10 protein-coding genes are annotated in these 18,978 nt (G+C 67.0%); 8 read left to right on the top strand and 2 right to left on the bottom strand.

The annotated features are described in order from the left end of the window. Positions 1–5 precede the first annotated feature (5 nt). On the bottom strand, positions 6–2,672 hold the full coding sequence (locus tag ACP7BZ_RS15010) for a M1 family metallopeptidase (RefSeq protein ID WP_426114500.1): 2,667 nt from the start codon (positions 2,670–2,672) through the stop codon (positions 6–8). A 304-nt stretch (positions 2,673–2,976) separates the two neighbouring features. Here ACP7BZ_RS15010 and ACP7BZ_RS15005 point away from each other — a divergent pair, with 304 nt between their 5' ends. From ACP7BZ_RS15005 to ACP7BZ_RS14995, 3 genes are all read left to right on the top strand, one after another. After that, positions 2,977–3,687 (top strand): glutathione S-transferase family protein, encoded by a 711-nt coding sequence (locus ACP7BZ_RS15005; RefSeq protein WP_426114498.1) that lies wholly within the window; start codon positions 2,977–2,979, stop codon positions 3,685–3,687. Beyond that, positions 3,684–4,307, top strand: coding sequence for a glutathione S-transferase family protein (locus tag ACP7BZ_RS15000; RefSeq protein ID WP_426114496.1), 624 nt, complete (start codon positions 3,684–3,686; stop codon positions 4,305–4,307). The genes ACP7BZ_RS15005 and ACP7BZ_RS15000 overlap by 4 nt, the downstream gene beginning before the upstream one ends. Before the next feature lie 294 nt (positions 4,308–4,601). Then, complete coding sequence (locus ACP7BZ_RS14995; RefSeq protein ID WP_426114494.1) at positions 4,602–5,339, top strand: autoinducer binding domain-containing protein; 738 nt, start codon at positions 4,602–4,604, stop codon at positions 5,337–5,339. Here the strand turns inward: ACP7BZ_RS14995 and ACP7BZ_RS14990 are convergent. Continuing rightward, a complete protein-coding gene (locus ACP7BZ_RS14990; RefSeq protein ID WP_426114492.1) occupies positions 5,314–5,634 on the bottom strand; it encodes an XRE family transcriptional regulator in 321 nt (106 codons plus the stop codon). The two genes, ACP7BZ_RS14995 and ACP7BZ_RS14990, sit on opposite strands and share 26 nt — an antisense overlap. 148 nt (positions 5,635–5,782) lie before the next feature. On the opposite strand from ACP7BZ_RS14990, the gene ACP7BZ_RS14985 reads away from it, so the two are divergent. The 5 genes from ACP7BZ_RS14985 to recD all read left to right on the top strand — a co-directional run bounded on the left by ACP7BZ_RS14985 (position 5,783) and on the right by recD (position 18,962). Next, positions 5,783–6,370: an acyl-homoserine-lactone synthase gene (locus ACP7BZ_RS14985; protein WP_426114490.1), complete on the top strand. Its 588-nt coding sequence runs from the start codon at positions 5,783–5,785 to the stop codon at positions 6,368–6,370. 151 nt (positions 6,371–6,521) lie between these two features. Then, positions 6,522–9,659, top strand: a complete 3,138-nt coding sequence (locus tag ACP7BZ_RS14980) for a CHASE domain-containing protein (protein WP_426114488.1) — start codon at positions 6,522–6,524, stop codon at positions 9,657–9,659. A gap of 116 nt (positions 9,660–9,775) precedes the next feature. Further along, a complete protein-coding gene (gene recC / locus ACP7BZ_RS14975) occupies positions 9,776–13,213 on the top strand; it encodes an exodeoxyribonuclease V subunit gamma (RefSeq protein WP_426114486.1) in 3,438 nt (1,145 codons plus the stop codon). Continuing rightward, entirely contained in the window at positions 13,210–16,977 is a 3,768-nt protein-coding gene (gene recB, locus ACP7BZ_RS14970) for an exodeoxyribonuclease V subunit beta (protein ID WP_426114484.1), read from the top strand. Before recC ends, recB begins: the two co-directional genes overlap by 4 nt. Further along, a complete protein-coding gene (gene recD / locus ACP7BZ_RS14965) occupies positions 16,974–18,962 on the top strand; it encodes an exodeoxyribonuclease V subunit alpha (RefSeq protein ID WP_426114482.1) in 1,989 nt (662 codons plus the stop codon). Before recB ends, recD begins: the two co-directional genes overlap by 4 nt. Positions 18,963–18,978: the final 16 nt, after the last annotated feature.

Genomic DNA, 18,978 nt, shown 5'->3' with positions numbered 1-18,978 from the left:
AGTGCTCACTTGCCGTGCGCCGTCAGCCACTGGTCGATTGCCGGCAGGCGCTCATTGCGTACCTTGATGCGGTAGCGGATGCCGCCCACTGCGGTGTCGACTTCGCGCCGCGAACCGGGCGCCAGGTTGGCGCTGGCATAGGCATTGATCTTGTCGATGGTGGCCGGCTCCGACGAACTGGCGACCAGGCCGGGGAAATAGCGGCTGCGCGAGGTCGCATCGACCCGTTGATTGACCTTGTCGATGTTGGCCAGGGCGAAATCGAAGGCCATTTCCGGGTGGCTGCCAGCAACGGTTGCCAGCATCGCCGAGCTGTTGGTCACGCCCGGTTCGTCCGTCAATGCCAGCTCGAGCGCGCGGCCTGCCAGGACGCTGTCATCGCTCGAGGCCAGCAGCGCATACATGCGGTCCTTGATCATCGGCGATTTTTCGGCTTGTGCGCTGCGCCGCAGTGCGTCCCAGGTGGCGCCGTCGGCGTGCTGGGCGACCACTGCGGTGATGGCCTTGCGCAGCGGCGCCGGCATGGCGTCATCGCCAGCGCCGGCCTGATAGCGGCGTCGCGCTTCGGCGATGGTGGCCTTGTCATTCAGGTTCGACAGCGTCACCAGGAGCTGCTCGCGCAGGTTGGCGGCGGTGCCGTTTTCGCCGGTGACGGCGTTCCAGCCCAATTTGCCAAACACCGGCGCCAGGCGGGAAATTGCGTAGTTGTCGAAGCGCTGCTGGCGGGCCGCATCGCCCTTGTAGTACGCATGGATGGCGGAAAACACGCGGGCGATGGTGCCCCACACTTGCGCATCGGCCGTTGGCGCGGTGGCGTCGGCCAGGTCGAGGAAATTGGCAGGGCTCTGCAAGCCGGCCAGACCGAGCGCCCAGCTGTCAGCCATCAGGCCGATCTGGTCGATCGGTTGTAAGGTGGCGAAACCGGCCGTCAGCGGGGCCAACTGCTGCGGCGCATACAGGGTGCGGTAGTAGCCGGTCTGGCCGGCGTTGACCAGCACCGGACCGCAGCCTGGCACGCTCACGCTGGCCTTGCCGCCAGTGACGATGGTGTGCACGGGGCGGCTCGAACCGACGCTTTGCAGCGTCACCGGCACGCGCCAGCGCAGCGCAGTCTTGTTCGGCTGGTCGCGGCTAAATTCGCCCTGGGTCAGTTCGACCCGGGTGCTGCTGCCGCGGCAGGCGGCGCTGCTGACGGTGATTAAGGGTACGCCCGGCTGCAGGGTGAAGTCGTGGGCAATATCGCGCACTTTTTTGTGCGAAGCCGTTTCGATGGCGCTCCAGAAGTCGTCCGACACCGTGTTGCCATACGCATGCGTGCGCATGTACAGGCGCACACCGTTGCGCCAGGCTTCGGCGCCCACATGGTTTTCCAGCATGCGGATGACCGATTCGCCCTTGGCGTAGGTGATGTCGTCGAACGCCTGGCTGGCCTGTTCGACGGTGTCGACGTGCTGCACCACCGGGTGCGTCGAGGCGAGCGAATCGCGCGCCATGGCGCCTTCGCGCACGCCAACGGCGCCCAGTTCGGTGTTCCATTCCGGGTGCAGCTGCGCCGTCATGCGGCTTTCCATCCACGACGCAAAACCTTCGTTGAGCCACAGGTCATCCCACCAGCGCATGGTGACCAGGTCGCCAAACCACTGGTGCGCCATTTCGTGGGCCGCGATCGAGAACACATTCTGCTTGTCGGACTGGGTCGAGATGGCCGGGTCGAGCAGCATGGCGTATTCAAAGGTGAAGATGGCGCCCCAGTTTTCCATCGCCCCAAAAAACTGGCTGCGACCGGGGGCGGCGACGTTGTCGAGTTTCGGCAGCGGGTAGGGCACGCCGAAATACGCGTTGTATTCTTTCAGGATGGTCTTCGATGCTTCCAGTGCGAAGGCCGCCTTGTCCTTGCCGCCGCGCGTGGTGATCACGCCCACTTCGGTGTTGCCGGCCATGGTGCTGGCGCGTTCGAAGTCACCCAGGCCAAAGAACAGCAGGTAGGTCGACATTTTCGGGGTAGCGGGAAATTTGACCAGCTGGCGGCCGTCTGGCAGCACGGTGGTCGACGCCGCCGGCATGTTACTGACAGCCATCTGGCCGGCGGGGACAGTCGCCTGCAAGGTAAAGCTGGCCTTGTAGAACGGCTCGTCCCACGATGGAATCATGCGGCGCGCATCGGAGTTTTCAAACTGGGTGTAGAGCGCGCGCTGCTTGCCGCTGGTGCTGTCGTAATCGAGCGAAAACAGCCCCACCGCCTGCTGGCCGATCACCCCCGTGTAGTCGAGCGTGAGGCGGTAGCTGCCCTTGGCCAGCGGCTGGGCAAACTTGAAGCTGGCCGTTTGGGCGTCGGCGTCGATGCTGACGGCGCCAACCTGCGGCACGCTGCTGCCTTGCGTGAGCGTGACGCGGCTGAACGCCAGGTCGGTGGCATTGAGGGTGATGGTGTTGGTCGGCTGCTGCACCTCGATGCTGATGGTGACGGTGGCGGCGAAACTGGCATGGGCCGCGTCGGGCACCAGGGCGACGTCGTAATGGGTGGGACGCACGCCGCGCGGCAGCTGGGTGGTTTGCTCGAGCCGGGCGCCCTTGGGTGCGGCGGCCGCGGTGGCGGCCGAGGTGGCTGAAAGCGGGATGGCAAGCATGAGCGACAGTAGGGCGGTGGCGGCGGCGATCGGGCGGCGTTGCATGAAATTCCTTTGTGGTCGGGCAGAGAGAGGGGTGGTTTCTGTGAAGCGGGTCCGGCGCCGGCCGCATTGGGTAAATACGTACGGCGTGCTTACAATCGTCGTGCACCGAGCCAGCGTGCAGCATGCAGTGTAAATGGATTATCACAACGTCACTCAATCTAAAGATATTCGCCACACATGTCAACGCGGCAGCAGCGGGCAGCAGCGCCGTAATCGGGCTATGATCGCAGCACACCGGCTGCTCGCTGCCGCCGCCGTTGGCCCGCGCGCCGTCTCCACCTGCCATTTTTTCGAAGGACTTTTCATGATTGACCTGTATTCCGCCGCCACCCCGAACGGCCACAAGGTATCCATCGCGCTCGAGGAGATGGGCCTGCCGTACACCCTGCACGTGCTCGACCTGCAGCAGAACACCCAGAAGGAAGACTGGTTTTTGGCGATCAATCCGAATGGCCGCATTCCCGCCATCGTTGATCGCGCACTGGATAACTTTGCCGTGTTTGAGTCGGGCGCCATCCTGCTCTACCTGGCCGAAAAAACCGGCCTGTTGATGCCTGCCGACGTCAAGGGCCGCTCGCTGGTGACCCAGTGGCTGATGTTCCAGATGGGCGGCATCGGCCCCATGATGGGCCAGGCGAATGTGTTCTACCGCTATTTCCCCGAAAAAATCCAGCCCGCCATCGACCGCTATCAGGGTGAGAGCCGGCGCCTGTTCAAGGTGCTCGACCGTCAGCTGGCGCAGCACGAGTACCTCGCCGGTGATTACTCGATTGCCGACATCGCCAACTGGGCCTGGGTGCGCACCCACCACTGGTCGGGGGTGTCGACCGAGGCTTTGCCGCACCTGCAGCGCTGGATCGAAGCGATCCGCCAGCGCCCCGCCGTCCAGGCCGGCCTGCTGCAACCACCGTCGGCGCGCGACCTGACGCGCGATGATGACGCCGCCGAGCGCTTCGCCGTCGCCGCCCGCAGCATGGTGGAGATGGGGCAGTCAAACAAGGACGTGGCGCCATGAAGCTCTATACCAGCAGCTTTGCGCCCAATCCGCGCCGGGTCGCCATTTTCGTTGCCGAGAAGGGCATCAGCGGCATCGAGACGGTGCTGGTGGACTTGACTGCCAGCGAACACCGCAGCGCTGACTTCCTGGCCAAAAATCCGTTCGGCCGGGTGCCGGCGCTGGAACTCGATGACGGCCGCGTGCTGTGCGAGAGCCGCGCCATCTGCAGCTACCTCGAAGCGATCTACCCGCTGCCGAACCTGATGGGCACCGATGCCCAAGAGCGCGCCTTCATTGAAATGGCCGACCGCCGCGTCGAACTGCACCTGCTGTCGACGATTGCCAATTGCGTGCGCCATACGCACCCGGGGCTGGCCATGCTCGAGCAGCCGCAGTTTGCCGACTTCGGGGCGTCGCAGGGCGAAAAAATGCGCGAGGCGGTGCGCTGGCTCGACGGCGAACTGGCAAGCCACCCTTACGTGGCCGGCGAGCGCTTTACCATCGCCGACATCACCGCCTGGTGCGCGCTCGAATTTGCCCGCGGCCTGATGAAATTCAAGCCAGGTGCCGAAGGCTTCGGCCAGGTCCAGGCATGGCGCGACCGCATGGCAGAACGGCCCGCCACCGCACGCAGTTGAGTATGCACAGCGGCTTATTTCGAATTTCTTGCTAACATTTCTGAAAAGAACGACAACATTTCCAATGGAAAAGTTATGGGATGTCGTCGCAGACGGCGGCGTCCCTGGCCGCCGTCCATACAAATGGGCGGTGCTATCGACTAATTAACGTTTTTTAACAAATATTTGGCGCAATCAAAGTGCATTGTTGGTAACGTTTGAAATTTGATTTTTAGTTAAAACTCCCCTAGGCTTTGTGATACTGAACGCAACCAGCCGTGCTGCCGCGCGGCCGCGTTTAATAGGGAGAGAACGATGCTGGAGTTCAGCCAACTATCGAGGTTGCTAGAGAGCCGTACCGAAGCCGCCTGGAGCGCGGCACTGTTTGATGTTGCCGCTGACCTCGGTTTTTCCTCGGTCATGTTTGCGGCGCTGCCATCGAAGCATGCCAATCTTGAAAGTTCTTTCTTGCAGAGTAATTATTCTTCGGCATGGCGACAGCGTTACGAAGCAGAAAAACTCCATTACGTCGATCCCACCGTGGCCCATTGCATGGGCAGCGTACTGCCGCTGGTGTGGGAACCGGATGCGTTTACCCGCAGCGAGCAGATGGCCGTCTACGAAGAAGCCAGTGGTCACGGCATCCGTTCCGGCATCACTTTTCCCATGCACGGCTGCAATGGCGAAATCGGCCTGATCAGCTTTGCCAGCGACATCAAGCCCGGTAACGCATTTAATGAGCGCTTGACCGGCTACATGGCCGATCTGTCGCTGGTGCGCGATTACGCCTTTGAATCGTCACTGCCGTTTCTGCGCGCGCACAGCGCCGCCGAGTCGGTGCCGCACTTGACCCGGCGTGAGCTGGAAGTGCTCAAATGGGTGATGGCGGGCAAATCGTCGTGGGAGATTTCGCGCATCACCGATTGTGCCGAGGCGACGGTGAACTTTCACATTTCAAATATCCGGCAAAAGTTCAACGTCAGCACGCGCCAGCAGGCACTGGTCAAGGCGATCGCCCTGGGCATCCTCAACCCAGAAGATCCCCATCGTTAAGCTTGCCGTTGGCATACAGCTTGACCAGCAGCGCCACTGCCGGCGGCACCCCCAGGCCCGTTTCGAAGCGGCTGCCGCTCGACTGGGTGACGCCGAAGCGGGCCCAGAAGGTGGCCTGGCTTTCGCGTTTGCTCATGCGAAATTGTCGCAAAGCTACTGGACCGTTGACACGCACGGGCACTGCCGGGCCATCGCTGGTCGCCCTGGCCGGCAGTGCAGACGCTGCCGTCGATGATGGCGACGATGGTGGCAAAATCGGGGCCTGCGCGCGTTGCACGTTGAGTTCCTGTTCCATGTTTTCTCCCTGTTTGGCTACGAGTCTTGCAGTATTCCACTGACGCAATTGCTTTCCAGCTATCACATCTGCTAGTTATTCAGCGGCCATAAAAGGCGGATTCTTAATGCGCGCTGCATAACTTTAACCAGATGGGGAGGGTTTCAAAATGGCAATGCAAATTCAGATCGCCGCTCGCAAGGACTTCAAATCGCCAGACCTGTGGGAGATGCACAAGCTGCGGGCCAAGGTGTTCAAGGACCGGCTCGGGTGGGAAGTGCCGGTCCTGGCCGGCATGGAAATTGATGGCTACGACGCTCTCGACCCGTTTTACATGATGATCCGCGAGCCCGGTAAAGGCACCCTGCGCGGCTGCTGGCGCCTGCTGCCCACCGAAGGGCCGTACATGCTCAAGGATTCATTTTCGCAGTTGCTGCACGGCGCCGATGCGCCGGTCCATGCGCGCATCTGGGAGCTGTCGCGCTTTGCCATCGAAACCGACGGCGACTCGGCCTTTGGGCTCTCGCAGATCACCATGGAATCGTTCGCCGAGATGGTGCTGTATGGGCGCCAGCATGGCATCGAGCGTTACGTCACCGTCACCACCACCGCGCTCGAGCGGCTGGTGCGGCGTGCCGGCGTCGTCATCGAACGGCTGGGGCCGCCCGTGCAGATCGGCATCGAACAGGCGGTCGCCCTGACCATCGATGTCGATGCCACCTATGCGGCGCTGTTCGGCCAGAAGCTGGCCTCATGAACGGGGTGGGGCGTATGCGTGTTGCATTAAAGCCATTGTGGCCCCGAAAGCACGTGTGCTGATGGTTTCCTGACGTTATTAATAGTATTCTTTGCTGCACGGCGTGGCGGCAATCCCGGCGCCGCCACCGTCCATGCAGCGAGGCTATGCCATGACGCCAGTGATCAGCCCCACCATGCGCAGCAAGGTCAAGCAAGCCGCCAGGCAACGCCTGTTGCTGTGGGCGCCAGGTATGGTGCTGGCGCTGGCGGTGGGCTGCGTGCTCTATGGGCTCGCTGCCCGTACCGTGCGCGACGACGCCCGCCAGCGCTTCGACGGCCTGGCGCGCGGCGCCCAGGCCAGCCTGAGTGCGCGCCTGTCGAGTTTTGGCGACCTCGCACGGGGTGCTGCGGCGCTGTTTCAGGCCAGCGATGGCGCCGTCTCGCGCCTGAAATTCCACCGCTACGTCAGCGCGCTCGGCATCGAGCGCCACTTTCCCGAAGTCGAGGCGGTCACTTTCGCCGCCGCCGTCGACGATGCCGATCGCACGCAGTTCGTCGCCGGCGTGCGCGCCGACCGCAGTCTCGATAGCGCCGGCTATCGCGATTTCGATATCCGTCCGTCCGGCCGGCGCGCGCGCTACGAAGTGCTGACCTATCTGGAGCCGGGGGCGGCGCCGGGCGAGCGCTTCGGCATCGACCTGGCCGCTCACCCGGAGATCGGCGCCGCGCTGGCGCTGGCGCGCGACAGCGGCACGGTGGCCGCCTCCGGCACGCCGCTGCCGGTGCAGTTGCCGTATCCGCACCTGCGGATGGGGATGAGCGTGCCGGTGTACCGCCAGGGCGCCCTGACCGACAGCGTAACGGCGCGCCGCGCCGCCTATCTGGGCTCGGTCGGCATCGGCTTTTCGGTGCCGGCGCTGATCGAAGGCCTGTCCGGGCAGGTCGGTGTGGCGGGGCTGCAGATGGCACTGTTTAGTGCCGTCACCCCGGCCAACGCGGCCAGTGCAGCTGAAACCGCCACCCCCGCCACCCCCGCCGGCGCCGCCATCGGCCCCGGCGAGCGCCTGCTGTACGGCGTCGCCGAGGCGCCCAGGGGCGGCTTCCAGGCGGTGCTGCCGCTGTATCTGCATGACCACCCGTGGAAGCTGCGCATCGCGCTGCCCGACGCCGCCATGTACAACGGTTTTGACCGCACCCTGCCGATTGCGGCGCTGCTGGTCGGACTGTTCGGCACCCTGCTGGTCTACAGTTTTTTCGTCCGCATGTACTGGTCAGCGCGCCAGCAGAGCGACCAGCGCCTGCTGCTCGACACGGTGTTGCAAAATATCGATGCCCACGTCTACATGAAGGACAAGGAGCGCCGTTTTACCTACATTAATCCGCCGTGCGCGGCCGCCATGGGTTTGCAGCCGCAGGACGTCATTGGCCGCCTCGATCGCGAAGTGCTGCCCGCGGCGCTGGCCGACGAGTACTGGGAGCGCGACCGCGCAGTGTTCGCCAGCGGCCGCCAGCAGGCCGGCCAGTTCGAGTTCAACCGCCGCGACGGCGCCGTGCGCCAGTTCTGGACCGTCAAGGTGCCGCTGCGCCAGGGCACGGGCGAGAACGCCGTGGTGCACGCGGTGATCGGCCTGTCGACCGATGTCACCGAGCTGCACGAACTGAAGGCACAGGCCGACGCCGCCAGCGAGGCCAAGAGTAACTTTTTGTCGAACATGAGCCACGAAATTCGCACGCCGATGAACAGCATCATCGGCATGTCGCACCTGGCGTTAAACACCGCGCTCGATGGCAGGCAGCGCGATTACCTGGAAAAAATCCACCACGCGGGCCAGCACCTGCTGGGCATCATCAACGATATTCTCGACTTTTCCAAGATCGAAGCGGGCAAGCTGGAACTGGAGATCATCGATTTCTCGTTGCCGACGCTGCTGCATAACCTGACGTCGCAGCTGGAAGCGGCGGCCACGGCGCGCGGACTGGCGCTGCAGGTCAGTGTCGCGCCCGAGCTGCCGCGCCAGCTGCGCGGCGATCCCCTGCGGCTCGAGCAGGTACTGCTCAATTTTACCGGTAACGCCATCAAGTTTTCCGAGCGCGGCGTGGTGCGGGTGAGCGTCGGCGTCGATGCCGACGTCGGTGACGATGCTGACGGCGCTGACGGCGCTGATCTGGTACTGCGCTTCGAGGTCACCGACCAGGGTATCGGCATGAGCGAGGGCGAAATCGGCGAACTGTTTAAATCGTTTCACCAGGCCGACCCGTCGACCGCCCGCAAGTATGGCGGCAGCGGTCTGGGCCTGGTGATCAGCAAGCAGCTGGTCGAACTGATGGGCGGCACTGTGGGGGTGCGCAGCGCACCGGGGCAGGGCAGCACCTTCTGGTTCACTGCCCGCCTGTGCCAGGGCATCGATTTTGCCGGCGACGGCGCCGAGCCGGCCGCCGCCGCGCTGCTCGACCATATTGCCGGCGCCGCCATCCTGCTGGTCGAGGACAACCTGTTTAGCCAGCAGGTGGCGCACGAACTGCTCGAGGAGGCCGGCGCCGCCGTCACCCTGGCCAGCAATGGCAAGGAAGCGATCGACCAGATGCTGCGGCGCCCGTTCGACTGCGTGTTGATGGATCTGCAGATGCCGGTGCTGGACGGGTTCGAGGCCACCGAACTGATTCGCGCCGACCCGCGCCTGCGCGACGCCGTCGTCATCGCCCTGACGGCCAATGCCGGCCGCGCCGACCAGGCACGCGCGCTGGCGGCCGGCATGGATGAATTCATCACCAAGCCGACCTCGCCCAGGCGCCTGTTTTCAGCCATCGCCGGCGCCATTGGCAAGCGGGCGACGGCGCCGGCGCCCCAGCACGGCGCCAGTGGCATCGGCGCAGGGCACACAGGCACGTTCGCTGGTGGCGTGTTCGATCAGGCGGCGCTGGCGCTGACCTTTGGCGGCAATGCCGACAAGATGCGCAAATACGCCATGATGTTCCTCGACGCCTCGGCCGATGGTCTCGATGACATTGCCGATGCCGTGCGCCAGGGCGACCTCGAACGGCTGGCGGCGCTGGGGCACCGCCTGAAAGCGGCGGCGCGCGCCGTCGGTGCCGCCGATTTTGCCGCCACCTGCGCCCAGCTCGAGCAGCTCGAGCCACTGGCGCGGCTGGTGCCGGCGGCGCTGGCCAGCCATGGCCACGGCGATGGCGGCGACGGCGCGCGCGCGGTTGCCCTCGACGCTGCCGAATCCCTGCTGGCGACGCTGGCGGCGCGCCGCCAGTTGCTGGTGCAGCACATCAGCGCGGCGTACGCCGTCAGTGCTGCCTGAGCTTGTGGCCAGGTCGGACGCGGCCGGCAGGGCCCACTTGCGCACTGGTTGATGCAGTTCTTTATAATGGTGCCCGCGCGCCGTCACCGTACGGCGGCCTTTCCAACCGGAGCACCATGTCGTCACCCGTCACGCCCGGCCTGCTGATTTTGCACGGCAACCAGATGGAATTGCTGCGCGCCGCCGTATTTGGCTGGCTCGAGCGCCATCCGCTGGCGCCGCTCGAGCAGGAAATCGTGCTGGTGCAATCGAACGGCGTGGCCGAGTGGCTCAAGATTGCGCTGGCCGGGCAGGCCGGCGTCTGCGCCGCTACCCGGGTGGCGCTGCCGGCGCGCTTTCTGTGGGAAGCGTACCGCGGCATGCTGGGCGGCGAACGGGTGCCGAAACGCTCGCCGTTCGACAAGGGACCGCTGACCTGGCGCCTGATGCGCATGCTGCCGGCGCTGGCCGACGAGCCGGTGTTCGCACCGTTGCGCCATTTTCTTGGCGCCGGCGACGCCGAACGGCGCCTGCAGCTGGCCTCGCGGCTGGCCGACCTGTTCGACCAGTACCAGGTGTACCGCGCCGACTGGCTGGAAGACTGGGCTGGCGGGCGCGATCTGCTGCGCCTGGCTGGCGGCGAGGCCTTGCCGCTGCCGCCGGAACAGTGCTGGCAGGCGCGCCTGTGGCGGGCGGTGCACGCCAGCCTGGCGCCGGCGCAGCGCGCCAGCGGCCGCGCCGACATCCACCAGCTGTTCATCGATGCCAGCGACGCCGGCGTGGCGCCGCTGGGCCGGCTGCCGCGCCGGGTGGTGGTGTTTGGCATATCGGCGCTGCCGCACCAGAGCCTGCAGGCATTGGCGGCGCTGTCGCGCTACTGCCAGGTGCTGCTGGCGGTGCCCAATCCCTGCCAGTTCTACTGGGGCGACATCATCGAGGGACGCCAGCTGCTCAAGGCCGCCTACCGCCGCCAGCGGCCGCGCGGCGGCGCCGACCTGTCGCATCTGCCAATCGAAGACATGCACGCGCACGCCCATCCGCTGCTGGCGAGCTGGGGCCGCCAGGGCCGCGACTTTATTCGCCTGCTCGACGAATTCGACAGCGCCGCCCAGGGGCGTTTCGAAAATATGCGGGTCGACCTGTTCACCGAAGAACCGGGCGTGCACCTGCTGGGGCGCATCCAGGCCGCCGTGCGCGACCTGACGCCGCTGGCCGAACATGTGCCGCTGGCGGCCGACGCCGGCGATGGTTCGCTCGAATTTCACATCGCCCACAGCGCCCAGCGCGAAGTGGAGATCCTGCATGACCAGCTGCTGCGCTGGTTCGCCGCCGACACGCAGCAGGCCAATCCGGCGCCGCTGCGCCCGCGCGACATCGTCGTCATGGTGCCCGATATCGATACCTTTTCGGCCGCCATCCACGCCGTCTTCGACCAGCACCGGCGCCATGATGCGCGCTTCATTCCCTTCGAAATCGGCGACGTCAAGGACCGCAGCGTCAACCCCCTGCTGGTGGCGCTCGAGTGGTTGCTGCGCCTGCCGCAGCAGCGCTGCCGCCAGAGCGAAGTGCGCGACCTGCTCGACGTGCCGGCGGTGTCGGCGCGCTTCGGCTTGACGGCCGACGACCTGCCCACGCTGGGCCGCTGGATCGAGGGTGCCAGCGTGCGCTGGGGGCTCGACCAGCAGCACCGCGATGGCCTGGGCCTGGGCTCGGCGGGCGAACAGAATGCCTGGATTTTCGGCGTGCGCCGCATGCTGCTCGGTTACGCCAGCGGCGCCGGCGCCAGTTTCGATGGGGTCGAACCGTATGCCGAAGTGGGCGGCCTCGATGCCGCGCTGGCCGGCTCGCTGGCGCAGCTGATCGAAACGCTGCTGGCCTGGCGCGCCGCGCTGGCGCAGGCGCGCAGTCCGGCCCAGTGGTGCCAGCAGGGGCGCGCCCTGCTGGCTGCTTTTTTTGACGGCGCCGACGACGCTGACTGCCTGACCCTGGCGCAACTGCACGGCGCCCTGCAAGGCTGGCAGGAAACCTGCGAAGACGCCGCTTTCGACGAGGCGGTGCCACTGGCGGTGCTGCGCGAAGCGTGGCTGGGGGCGCTCGATGAGCCCACCCTGAACCACCAGTTCGTCTCCGGTGGCGTCACCTTTTGCAGCCTGATGCCGATGCGCGCGGTGCCGTTCCGGGTGGTCTGCCTGCTTGGCATGAACGACGGCGATTTCCCCCGCCGCGCCAGTCACAGCGATTTCGATCTGCTGGCGCTGCCCGGCATGGCGCGTCCAGGCGACCGTTCGCGCCGTGACGACGACCGCTACCTGATGCTCGAAGCATTACTGGCAGCGCGCGACAAGCTGTATGTGAGCTGGGTCGGCCGCAATGTGCGCGACAACAGCGAGCAGCCGCCATCGGTGCTGGTGTCGCAATTGCGCGATTACGTGCTGGCCGGGTTTCATATCGACCCCGCCACCCTGACCACCGTGCACGCGCTGCAGCCATTTAGCCGCCGCTATTTCGAAGAGGGCGGCTTGCCCAGCTACGCCAGCGAGTGGCGGCTGGCGCACGCACCGCTAACGGCCAGCAGTGCTGCGCTGCCAGCGTTCGTACTGGAAGCGCCCTATCAACTCAAGCTGGGCGAACTGGCCACCTTTGTGCGCCAGCCGGCGCGCTATTTTTTCCGCCGCCGCCTCGACGTCCGTTTTGTCGACGACGACGCCCTCGGCCAGGACGAGGAACCGTTCGGTTTCGACGCCCTCGAACGCTATGCGCTGGAAGACAGCCTGCTCGACGACAGCATGGACGATGCCGATGCCGATGCCCATGCCGGCGTGCGCGCCGCGCTGGCGGCGCGGGCGGCGCGGCTGGCGCGCGAAGGGGTGCTGCCGATCGGCCTGCGCGGCCAGATGTGGCAGGACGAACTGGTCGAGGCGCTGGTGCCGGTACGCGCCGCCTGGCTGGCGCAGCTGGCGCAGCTGCCCGAAAGCGCGGCCAAGCTGGCGGTCAGCCTGCGCTTTGACGATGCCGCCGGGGAGCGCGCCGGCGCCATCGTCATCGACGACTGGATCGACCGCCTGCGCCAGCGCCAGCACGGTGGCGAGCGTACCTGGCTGATGCGCATTTCCTCGAAAGTACTCGACAAGGACGGCCAGCCGCGCGCCGACAAACTGATTGCGCCGTGGCTGCGCCAGTTGGCCGCCGCCGCCAGCGGCCAGCCAGTGGCCGGCTGCCTGGTGGCGCGCGACGCCATCGTCGAGATGGCGCCACTCGAACCGGCTGCGGCGCTGGCTACGCTGACGGCGCTGGTGGCACTGTGGCGCCGCAACCTCGATGCGCCACTGCCGCTGGCCTGCCTGACAGCGCTGGCCTGGCTCAATGGCGACGCTGCGCGGGCCGTCTACGAAGGGGCGTTTTTGCGCGCCGGCGAAGTCGAGCGTGACCCCTGCCTGGCCCGCCTGTGGCCCGATTTTGCGGCGCTGGCAGCTCAGCCCGACGCCTTGGCCTGCGCCGACGCGCTGTACGGGCCGCTGCTGGCGTGGATCGGCCAGCAGACTGCCGTCTCGCCCTTGCAGGCGGGCGCAGCATGAACGCCCCGATCCATTCTACCGATGTGCCAGGCAACGCCAGCGCCGTCCTCGATCCGCTGCGCTTTCCCCTGCACGGTTCGCGCCTGATCGAAGCGAGCGCCGGCACCGGCAAGACCTGGACCATTGCAGCGCTGTATGTGCGGCTGGTGCTGGGTCACGGCGGCGAGCAGGGTTTCGGGCGGCCGCTGCTGCCGCCCGACATTCTGGTGATGACGTTTACCCGCGCGGCCACGCGCGAACTGTCGAACCGCGTGCGCCAGCGGCTGGTCGATGCGGCAGCGTTTTTTCGCGCCGACCCTGGCCGTCAACACGATAGCGACCCTTATCTGGCCGCGCTGGCGGCAGCGTTTGACAGCGCCAGCGCGCGCCAGCAGGCGGCGCACCGCCTGATGCTGGCGGCCGAGACGATGGATGAAGCGGCCATCTTCACCATCGATGCCTGGTGCCAGCGCATGCTGCGCGAGCACGCCTTCGATTCGGGCAGCCTGTTCGACGAAGAACTGGTGGCCGACGAACACGCGCTGTTCGAGGATGCTGTGCATGATTACTGGCGGCAGAATGTCTACCCGCTCGGCAGCGCCGCGCTGGCCGCGCTGCTGGCCTGCTGCGGCGACGTCGGCGCCCTGAAGGATGCCGTGCGCGAACTGGTGCCCCGTGTGGCCAGCCTGCCAGTCGTGCGCGACGAGCCGCTGGCGGCGCTGATCGCGCGCGCCGAACGGGCCCAGGCCGGCACCCTGGCCGCGCTCAAGGCTGGCTGGACCGACCGGGCCAATGCAATGGAGCAGTGGATCGCCGCCCAGCGCGCACTGGCCCCCAAGTGTCTGCATGGCGGCAAGATGAAGCCGGAGTCGCTGGTCAAATGGTTCGAAGCGCTGCGCGCGTGGGCGCTCGATGCCACCATGGTCACGCCGGAGCTGAGCGTGGCGGCCTGGAAGCGCCTGACGCCGGCCGGCATTCTGGACGCCTGTACCGGCGGCTCGATCCTGGCCGTACCGGCCTGTTTTGACGCTACCGAAGCGCTGGCGGCGGCGCTGGCGCAGCTGGTGCCGGTCAAGCACCGCATCCTTGGCCACGCCGCCGCCAGCGTCGCCCGCCGCATGGCCCAGCTCAAGGCCAGCCGCGGCCAGTTCGGCTTTGCCGACATGCTGGTGCGGCTCAAGGATGCGCTGCGGGGCCCGAATGGCGCCGCCCTGCGCGCGCGCATCACCAGCCAGTATCCGGTGGCGATGGTCGACGAATTTCAGGACACCTCGCCCGACCAGTACGAGGTGTTCGACCTGTTGTACCGGGTGGCCGACAACGATGGCGCGCGCGGTCTGTTCCTGATCGGCGACCCCAAGCAATCGATTTATGGGTTTCGTGGCGCCGACATCCACAGCTATCTGGCGGCGCGCCGCGCCACCGCCGGCCGCCACTACAAGCTGGGCACCAATTACCGCTCGACGGCGGCGCTGGTCGACGCTGTCAATACCCTGTTCATGCATGCCGAGGGCCGGGCCGATGGCAAGCCGGCCGGATTTGCTGGTGGCGCCTTCCGCTTTCGCACCAGCGTTGAGCACCCGCTGCCGTTCGACCCGGTGCAAGCCGCCGTCCAGCGTGAGCAACTGGTCGGCGCTGCTGCGCCCCATCAGGCGCTGGCCATTGTGCTGGACGCGGCGGCCGGCGACGGCATCGCGGTGGAAGCCTACCGCACGCTGTTTGCCGGCCACTGCGCCGAACACATTGTGGGCCTGCTCAACGATGCGCGCGTGGGCTTCGAGCGCGACCAGCAGTTCGTGCGGCTCGCACCAGCCGATATCGCCATCCTGGTGCGCGACCGCAAGGAAGCGGCGGCGGTGCGGCGCGCTTTGATGGCGCGCCAGATCAAGAGCGTGTATTTGTCCGACCAGGACTCGGTGATCGACAGCGCCGAAGCGGCCGATGTGCTGCGCTGGCTGCACGCGGTGGCCAATCCGCTCGACGGCGCACTGGCGCGGGCGGCGTTTGCCACCGCCACCGCTGGCCTGCCGCTGGCCGAACTGGCACGCATGGCCACCGATGAACTGGCGTGGGAAGAGCGCGTCGAGCAGCTCAAGGCGCTCCATGCGATCTGGCAGCGCCAGGGCGTGCTGGCCATGCTGCGCCGCCTGATTCACGAGCTTGGCCTGCCACCGGCCCTGCTGGCGCAGGCGGGCGGTGAGCGCCGCCTGACCAATTTGCTGCACCTGGCCGAATTGCTGCAAACGGCCAGCCGCGGCCTCGATGGCGAGCAGGCCTTGATCCGCTGGTTCGCCGAGCAGCAGGCTGGCCTGGGCGAGGGCGGTGATGAGCGCATCTTGCGGCTGGAGAGCGACGCCGGGCTGGTCAAGGTGGTCACCGTGCACAAGTCGAAAGGGCTGGAATACCCGCTGGTGTATGTGCCGTTCGCGGTCAGCGCACGCCGCACCGAGCGCCGTAACCGCAGTTTTTTTGCGTACCGCGACAGCAGCGGCGTGCACCAGCTCGACCTGTTCTTGAGCGACGAGGCGCTCGCCGCCGTCGACCGCGCGCGCCTGGAGGAAGACCTGCGTTTGCTGTACGTGGCCGTCACGCGGGCGCGCCATTTCCTGTGGCTGGGTGTGACGCCGATCGCCGACCGCAAGGCCGGCGAAAACCGCCTGCATGAATCGGCGTTCGGCTACCTGCTTGGCGGCGGTGCCCGCATGGCCGCCGGCGAGGTTGCGGGGCACCTGGCGCGCCTGCGCGGCGACGCTGCCACCGCAGCGATCGCCGTGATCAGCGTGGCCGCGACCGCAGCAGGCGATGGCGATGGCATGCCGCTGACGGCGCTGGCGCGCCCGCACGCCGCGGCGCCGCTGCGCCCGCCGACGCCGTTTAACGGCCGCTTTGAACGCAACTGGTCGGTTGGCTCATTCACCTCGCTCAGTCGCCCCAGCACGACGCTACCGATGCGCGCGCAGGAGGCCACGCTGCTCGAAGATGACGCCGGTGCCAGTGCCAGTGCCCGTGCCAGCGCCAGTGCGGTCACAGCGCGCATCGACGAGGCGCCGTGGCACCGTTTCCCGCGCGGTCCCGTCGCCGGTAATTTTCTGCACGAGCAGCTCGAATGGATGGCCGCCGAAGGCTTCGATTGCGTACATGCGGCCAATTTCGACAGCCGCCTCGCTGGCCGCATCGAGCGCGCCGGCTGGGGCAACCGCCAGCAGGACGCGATTGCCTGGCTGCGGCTGGTGGTCAGTACCGTTCTGCCGCCCCTCGATGCGGCGCTGGCCAACCTCACGGGTGTGCTGCCGGAGATGGAATTCTGGTTCCCTAGCGAGCACCTCGATGCCACTGCTCTTGATCGCCTGTGTTGCCAGCGCCTGCTCGGTGGGGTGGCGCGGCCAGCGCTGCCGCAGCGCCAGCTGCACGGCATGCTCAAGGGCTTTGCCGACCTGGTGTTCGAGCACCAGGGCCGCTACTGGGTACTCGATTACAAATCCAACGCGCTCGGTGGCACCGACAACGCCTATACCGGCGCCGCCATGGCGGCCGCGATGGCGGCGCACCGCTACGATGTGCAGGGCGCCATTTATATGCTGGCGCTGCACCGCCTGCTGCGCAGCCGGCTGGGCGCCGCCTACGATCCGGCGCGCCAGCTGGGCGGCGCCGTGTTCCTGTTCCTGCGCGGCGTGGCCAATGCCGACACGCGCGGCTGCTACCTGATCGCGCCAGAGCGCGATTTACTCGATGGCCTCGATGCCTTGCTGGGACTTGCACGCGACGATCTGGAGACGCCCCCATGAACCAGCACGCCGCGGCGCTGGCAGCCGATGTTCCCGATGCGCTCGACGCCCTGTGGCAGCAGGTGGCGCAACTGACCGAGGCGGGCCAGTTGCGCCGGCTGTCGGGCGTGTTCGCCCGCTTTGTCGGCGCCATGCAGGCTGACGGCAGCGCCGCCAGTGCGCCGCTGCTGCTCGCCTGCGTGCTGCTGTCGGAGCTGGAAGGGCGCGGCCACAGCTGCCTGATGCTCGCCGAGCTGGCGGCCGATCCGTGCGCACTGTTGGGCTGGAGCGAAGCGCAATGGGCGCCGCTGGCGGCCAGCGCGGCGCCGTTACCGAGGCATGTGAAGGGTTGGCTGACGCTGCTGGCGGGCGCCGGCCAGGTGTGGCAGGTGGGCCAGTTCGATTACGACCAGCCGCTGGTACTCGATGGTGAACGGCTGTACCTGCGCCGTTACTGGCGCGACGAGACCACCGTGGCCGCCGCCATCAGCGCGCGCGCGCACGCACCGCGCCCGGTCGACAGCGCGGCGCTGCACCGCTGGCTGGGGCTGTTGTTCGATGACGCCAAAGCCGACGGCGCAGACAGCGACACCGACACCGACTGGCAGCGGCTGGCCTGCGCCATCGCCGCCCGTGGCAGCGTCGCCATCATCACCGGTGGTCCCGGCACCGGCAAGACCTACACGGTGGCGCGCCTGCTGGCCTTGCTGCTGGCCGGTGCCGGCGCGGCGCCGTTGCGTATCGCGCTGGCGGCGCCCACCGGCAAGGCTGCCGCCCGCCTGAAGCAGTCGATCGACAAGGCGCTGTACCAACTGGCCGCGCGCATGGCCGACAGCGGCGCCGGCTTTGACCTGCAGGCGGGCACCGAGCGGATTGGCGCGGCGCGCACCCTGCATAGCCTGCTGGGCGCGCACCCGGATACCCGCCTGTTTGCCCATCACCGCGCCAATCCGCTCGAGCTTGACGTGCTGATCGTCGATGAAGCGTCGATGGTGCACCTGGAAATGATGGCGGCCATCCTCGACGCCCTGCCGGCGCACGCCACCCTGGTGCTGTTGGGTGACAAGGACCAGCTGTCGTCGGTGGAGGCGGGCGCAGTGCTCGGTGACCTGTGCGAACACGCCGAAGACGGCGGTTACGACAGCGCCACCGCCGCTTACGCCATCGCCGCCGCCGGCCAGGCGCTGCCGCCACGCTTTTTGGGCGAAGCCGGCGCGCTGGCCCAGCAGACTGTCATGCTGCGCCACAGTCACCGCTTCGGCGGCCCGATTGGTGCCTTGGCGGCGGCGGTCAACCATGGCGATGTGGCGCTGGCCGAGCAGGTGCTGCGCGCCGGTGACGGCGCCGGCGATGGTAACCCAGGCGCAGCGGTGGCGTGGATCGAGCATGCGCGCCAGCCGCAGCTGGTCGAGCTGGCGGTCGAGGGCTACCGCCCCTACCTGCAGGCCAGCGGCGGCGAGCCGCTGGCGGTGCTGCGCGCCTTCGAGGAGTTTCGCCTGTTGTGCGCGGTGCGCGACGGCGAGTGGGGCGTGGCGGGCTTGAACGCGGCGATCGAGCAGCGCTTGCAGGCAGCGCGCCTGATCCGCAAAAGCGGTGAGTGGTATGTGGGGCGCCCGGTGATGGTCACCCGCAATGACTACGGCACCCGGGTCTACAACGGCGACATTGGCGTGACCCTGGCCGACCCGGCGCGTGCGGGCTCACTGCGCGTTTATTTTCTCGAGGGCGAACAGGTGAGAAGCGTGCTGGCCACGCGCCTGCGCCATGTCGAAACGGCGTACGCCATGACAGTCCACAAGTCGCAGGGCTCGGAATTTGCCCACACCGTGATGGTGCTACCCAAGGCGGGCGGCGCCATGCTGGCGCGCGAACTGATTTATACGGGGATCACGCGGGCGCGCCAGCGCTTTACCTTGGTGACGCCGGCCGCCGGCATCCTGGCCGAAGCGATCGTCCGTAAAACACGCCGCGCCAGCGGCTTGCGCGCCATGCTGGCGCGCCGCTGAACGAGCGTGACTGAGC

Source organism: Massilia sp. PWRC2 (assembly GCF_049896725.1).
In the GTDB taxonomy this organism is placed as follows: Bacteria; Pseudomonadota; Gammaproteobacteria; order Burkholderiales; family Burkholderiaceae_D; genus JAFCUW01.
The sequence above is the reverse complement of the archived record's forward strand: the minus strand, read 5'-3'. Positions and strand labels throughout refer to the sequence as shown.

Coding starts and splice junctions, on each gene's coding strand:
- ACP7BZ_RS15010 (WP_426114500.1), bottom strand. CDS start 2,672: ATGCAACGCCGCCCGATCGCCGCCGCCACCGCCCTACTGTCGCTCATG.
- ACP7BZ_RS15005 (WP_426114498.1), top strand. CDS start 2,977: ATGATTGACCTGTATTCCGCCGCCACCCCGAACGGCCACAAGGTATCC.
- ACP7BZ_RS15000 (WP_426114496.1), top strand. CDS start 3,684: ATGAAGCTCTATACCAGCAGCTTTGCGCCCAATCCGCGCCGGGTCGCC.
- ACP7BZ_RS14995 (WP_426114494.1), top strand. CDS start 4,602: ATGCTGGAGTTCAGCCAACTATCGAGGTTGCTAGAGAGCCGTACCGAA.
- ACP7BZ_RS14990 (WP_426114492.1), bottom strand. CDS start 5,634: ATGGAACAGGAACTCAACGTGCAACGCGCGCAGGCCCCGATTTTGCCA.
- ACP7BZ_RS14985 (WP_426114490.1), top strand. CDS start 5,783: ATGGCAATGCAAATTCAGATCGCCGCTCGCAAGGACTTCAAATCGCCA.
- ACP7BZ_RS14980 (WP_426114488.1), top strand. CDS start 6,522: ATGACGCCAGTGATCAGCCCCACCATGCGCAGCAAGGTCAAGCAAGCC.
- recC (WP_426114486.1), top strand. CDS start 9,776: ATGTCGTCACCCGTCACGCCCGGCCTGCTGATTTTGCACGGCAACCAG.
- recB (WP_426114484.1), top strand. CDS start 13,210: ATGAACGCCCCGATCCATTCTACCGATGTGCCAGGCAACGCCAGCGCC.
- recD (WP_426114482.1), top strand. CDS start 16,974: ATGAACCAGCACGCCGCGGCGCTGGCAGCCGATGTTCCCGATGCGCTC.